Raw genomic sequence first — 5,420 nt, 5'->3', positions numbered from 1 at the left:
GCGCTGCGCCTGCGTGCGCAGCTGCGCCGCGCTGCGCGCGGACAGCACCACCAGATGCGCCGGCCGCGTCACCGCCGTGCGCGCGCGCACCGGCGCTTCCTCGATCACCAGGTGCGCGTTGGTGCCGCTGAAACCGAAGGAACTGACCGCTGCCAGGCGCTTTCGACCCGGTTCCGGCATCCAGGGACGCAAGCCGGTGTTGACGAAGAACGGACTCGCGGCGAAATCGATATGGCTATTGGCCTTTTCAAAATGCAGCGAGGCGGGCATGGCGTCGTGCCTGAGTGCCAGCAGCACTTTGATCACGCCGGCGACGCCGGCCGCGTTCGCCGCATGGCCGAGGTTCGTCTTGATCGAGCCGATCGCGCAGTACTGGCGATCCTGCGTGTAGCGGCGGAATGCCTTGGTCAGTGCCTGGAATTCCACCGGATCGCCGAGCTTGGTGCCGGTGCCGTGCGCTTCCACCAGTTGGATATCCGCCGGGTCGATGCCGAAAGTGTCGTAGACGTGGCAATGCAAACGCTCCTGCGAACGTGCGCTCGGCGCCGTGATGCCGTTGGTCGTGCCGTCCTGGTTGATGCCCGAGCCGCGAATCACGCCGTGGATGTGGTCGTTGCTCGCCAGGGCATCGGCGAGACGCCGCAGCACCACCACGCCCACGCCTTCGCTGGAGACGAATCCGTCGGCACGATCGTCGAACGTGTGGCAACGACCGCTCGCGGAAAGCATGCTGGCACGCGTCGCGGATACCTGGAAGGTGGAACTGGATTGAATGAACACGCCACCGGCGAGCGCGATGTCGACCTCGCGGGCACGCAGGCCCTGGCAGGCGACGTGCATCGCGACCAGCGAGCTGGAACAGGCGGTGTCGATAGCCAGGGCCGGACCTTGCAGGTCGAGGAAATAGGCGATGCGCGACGGCGTCACCGAGCCGGAATTTCCCCAGAACGCCTGCGGCGGCACGTTGCCGGAAAGCAGCGCGCCGTAGTCGCCGCCGGTGCAGCCCAGGTAGACGCCACAGAGCGTCTGCTGGATGTCGACGCCCGCGTAGCCGGCGTCCTCGAGGGCAGTCCATGCCTCTTCCAGGAACAGCCGCTGTTGCGGGTCCATGTAGGTGGCTTCGACGCCGGAGATATTGAAGAACATCGCGTCGAACCGGTCGATGCCCGCCACCACGCCACGACGGCCATGCGGACTGCCCTCGATCGGATCGATCAGGTCGTCGCCCTGGGCCAGGTGCTTCCATAAGGCCTCGGCATCGTCCGCGTGCGGATAACGCGCGCTAAAGCCGACAATGGCGATCGGTTCGGGCACGCCGGATGCGACGACCGCCGCAGGCTCATCCGCGACGGGCCTCGGTGCGACCGGAGCGGGCACCGCCGGAGCGGCAAACCGCGTCGATACCGGCGAAGGTGCACCGACGGCATTCGTCGCGGCGACATTCCCGCCGTCCGTCGCATCCACGGGCCAGCGCACCGCATGCTCGGCCAGGATAAATCCGGCAAGCCGGTTCACCGTGCTGAAATCGAACAGCGACGTCGTATTCAAGGCGATGCCGAGCGTGTCCGAGAGCACGTGCACGGCGTGCACACCGAGTATCGAATCCAGTCCGTAGTCGGCGAACGGCTCGTCGGGATCGACCAGGTCGGGCGATACCCGCAACGCCGTGGCGATCGTCTCGACGATCGTTCGGCGTACCCAGGCTCCCTTGCGTGCTTCGTCGTCGTGCACCGGAGCGGTGCCGGGCATCCCGTGGCTACCGATGGTGACTGCCGCGACGGGCTGGGTCGGCTCCGCCCGGCGGTCGACCGGTACGGCGGCCGCTGGCGTGCCGAGCGTGCGGAAAACCACGCCATCGCTCCAGGCGACGACAACCTGCTGGCCGAGGCCGTGCGATGCTGCCGCCGGCAATTGCACGAGCGGGAATCCTTCGGCGCGCAGCACGTTCTCCCACGCCGCCGGCGCGAGCGCCGGCGTACCGGGGATGCGCAGCGCATCGTCCTCGAACAGCCACCAGCCGTCGAGCAGTCCGAAGGTCAGGTGGGTAAACAGGCTGAACCCGGTGATCTCGTTAATGAGCAGCAGGCCACCCCGCTTCAGGGTCGCCTTCGCGTGCCGCAGCGTGTCGCGAATGTTTCGCGTCGCGTGCAGCACGTTCGTGGCGATCACCACGTCGTAGTCGCCGATGGGCATCGCTTGCGCTTCCGGCGCCTGTTCGACGTTGAAGAGCCGACCGCGCAGGTACGGCACGTGCGCGAAATGATCTTCGGCGTGCAGCAGGAACGACCGCGAAATGTCGGTATAGGTGTATTCCTCGATCGCGGCCTCGAAGGGCTTCAACCGTTCGAACACCATGGCGCTCGTACCGCCCGTGCCCGCGCCGATCTCCAGGATACGAAAGCGCCGCCCGGGATCGCGGCCCAGGCGATCGCGAAGCTGTGCGTCCAGGGTATCGCACAGCACCGCGTTGAAGTGATCGGCCACGGCATTGCGCGCGTATACGCTACCGACCGAGCCCATCGACGAATCGGGAAACAGCACCTCGGTCGCCAGGCGGCGCCCCGTGAGTACGTCCGGCAAGGCACGCAATGCGCGCTCGACGAGGTCCATCTGCGCGACAAGGCCGTGGTGTTCGCGCGAGGAGTCCTTAAGCGACTGCCATGCATTCGACGGCTCTTCGCCCGGGGGCCGGGCGGGTGCCTCACCGAGCACGCGCAGGCCATGCCGCACCCATCGCACGTGATTGTCGCGTATGCCGGCCGCGGCCATGCGCTCGCGCAGGTCCGCGTCCGACGTCGCGTCGAGCAAGCCGAGTGCCCCCAGTTGCGCACTCAACAAGGCCCGCTGCAGCTCGTCGAAGCTGGCCCGCCACGCCGTCGCCTGCCCGTCGTCGTTCGCCGGCTCGGCCGTCGCTGCGACCAGCGTTTCGGCGATACCCTCGTCGGCATGCGGCGAACGTGGCAACGCGCGCAGTCCCACGTTCGCGCTCAATGCGTCCAATGTCTCCGTCGACAAGGTCTTGACCATCGCCAGCTGCGGCACGTCCGCGTCCATCAGGGCCAACAGGCCGCGGATACCTTCTTCCGGTTCGATGGAGCCGATGCCCATCTGTCGCATGCGCTGCGCATAGTCCTCGGAGGAGACGCTGCCGACCGTCCCCCAGAAGCCCCAGTTCATGGTCTTTACCGTCGCCGGCCACGCGGCCTGCAACGCATGGGCGAAGGCATCCTTGAAGGTGCAGCCCGCGGCGTAGTTGCTCTGCCCCGCGGCCTTGACGAAGCTCTGCAACGCCGAGAAGAACAGCACGACGCCCGGCTCGTCCTCGGCGAAGACCTGGGCCATGCGCACCGAGATATCCACTTTCGCGCGCAGCGCCGCACGAAAGCGCTCTTCGTCCATGTTGGCCAGGCTCTTGTCGAGCAGCACGATCGCGGAATGCACGATGCCGTCGATCCGTCCGTATCGCTGCACGATGGCGGCACGCGCGCGGCTCAGTTCGTCGTGCCGAGTCGCATCCGCCTGGATGTAGCGCGGCGGTTCACCGTGGGCGCTCAGGCGTTCGATTGCCGCGTCGATCTCCCGGTCCTGCGCCCGCCGGCCGATCCATACCACCGATGCGGCATGTTCGCGCAGAAGGTATTCGCTGAAGACCTGGCCGAGCCCGCCGGCGCCGCCGATGATCACGTGGACGCCACCCCGGCGAAAGACCGGTCGGGGATCGGGTCGCGGCTCAAACGGCAGCCAGCGTTGCCGGAACCATTCACCGCCGCGGGTCAACCACGCGTCGCCCGACGCGATCGCCGGCAGGCGCAGCACCTCCTCCGGCACGACGCGGCCGTCGCCGGCGAGGTCGACCAGGCGCAGCGACCAATGGGTGTACTCCTTGGCGACGGAACCGATGAAACCGTGCACGCTCGCCTGCGCCGGATCGATCGCGTCGCTCTCCCATGCACGCTGCGATTGCGTGGTCAGCACGGTCCAGCCGAGGCGGCGCGCGCCGTAACCGGCGGCCAGCAGCGCCTTCACCAGGCGATAGAGCGCCACGACTCCACTTTCCTGGGCGTGGATCAGTGCGTCGTCGCCAGGCCGCGCGGCTACCGAAGGGGCGACCCATACGACATGATCGTAAGGCGTCGTCGAGGCGATGGCCTGGGCGAGCGATGCGTCGGTGTCCACCGCCGTCGCATCCACGACGACACGTCGTTCGTGCCCGGCGGTCAAAGCCACTCCCTCGCCTCGCGTGCCGTCGATCACCAGCATATGCGCGTCCGCCGCCGGCCACGACTCGGCGAAAGGTTGCACGACCACGTCCCACCGCGGCGCGAGCAGCGTCGTCTCGGACGCCATCGCCGGCGTGGACGTTTCGACGGACGGTGCGGTCGCGGTACGACAGGTCAACCCGCGCACTATCACGCATGGCGTGCCCTGCGCGTCGCAAACCTCGATGTCGAGCCGTGACGAAGCGGAACCCGCGACCGCACGGCTGCGGACGAGCGCATGGCCCTGCCGCGGCGTCGGGGCGAGGATTTCGATCTCATCCACGGCGAACGGCATGGCCGCCCGGGCCGGCGCGCCGTCGTCGCCGCGTGCCGCAGCCGGCATCATCGCGAAACCGATGGAGGCTTGCAGCGCGCTGTCGAGGAAGCCGGGATGAAGCAGGTAGGCGCCGGCCGTTGCATCCATGGCCTGCGGCAGGCGGAGTTCGGCCAGCACGTAGGACGACCGGTCGTCGGCGCCGAGGTGGAGACGGTCGATGCCGCGATGGCCGGTACCGTAACGGACGCCGCTGGCATCGAATACCGCATAGCAATCCGTTCCGTCGATGTCGCCATCGCAACCTCGGCGAAACGCGGCGACGTCGACGACGCCATGCGATCGCGTCGAGGCGATGGCGACGACGCCGCGCGAATGCACGGTCTCGCCCGCATGGTCCGTCGCGGCGTCCGGCCGGGTGTAGATCTCGAAGCGAAGATCCGCGGTGTCCGTCGGCATCAGTCGAATGTGCGCCGTGGTCGCCACGTCCACGCGCAGCGGCTGTAGCCAGACGACGTCCTTCAGGATGAAGTTCGTATCGCCTTGCGCTGCCGGATCGCGCTCCCAGGCGAGTCCTGCGGCCTCGATCGCCATTTCCAGACAGGCCGCGCCCGGGAGCACGCGCGAACCGTGCACGCGATGATCGGCGAGGAAGAATTCGTCTCCACTGAATGTCGACGAGAAGCGCTGCTCCTTCAGCGTCGACGTATTGCGATGAACCAGGGGATGCAGTTTCGCGGTCGTGTCCGCGACGGATATGGCGAGCGCTTCGAGCGGCAGCCAATGCCGCTCGCGGGCGAAGGGATAGGCAGGCAGCGGACGGATGCGCGGCGACGTACCGACGTGCAGTTCGCGCCAATCGACGGCCAGGCCCTTGGTCCACAGGT

The 5,420-nt window shown here is 67.7% G+C and carries 1 protein-coding gene; it reads right to left on the bottom strand.

What is annotated here, in order from left to right; genetic code table 11:
- Positions 1–5,420 (bottom strand): SDR family NAD(P)-dependent oxidoreductase (locus tag JNG39_RS21005; protein WP_368313914.1); only part of this gene is annotated, 5,420 nt, incomplete at both ends.

The sequence above is a fragment of the Luteibacter sp. CQ10 genome (assembly GCF_040900725.1).
GTDB lineage: Bacteria > Pseudomonadota > Gammaproteobacteria > Xanthomonadales > Rhodanobacteraceae > Luteibacter.
Note: the sequence above shows the minus strand (reverse complement) of the source record. Positions and strands in the feature narration are given on the sequence as shown.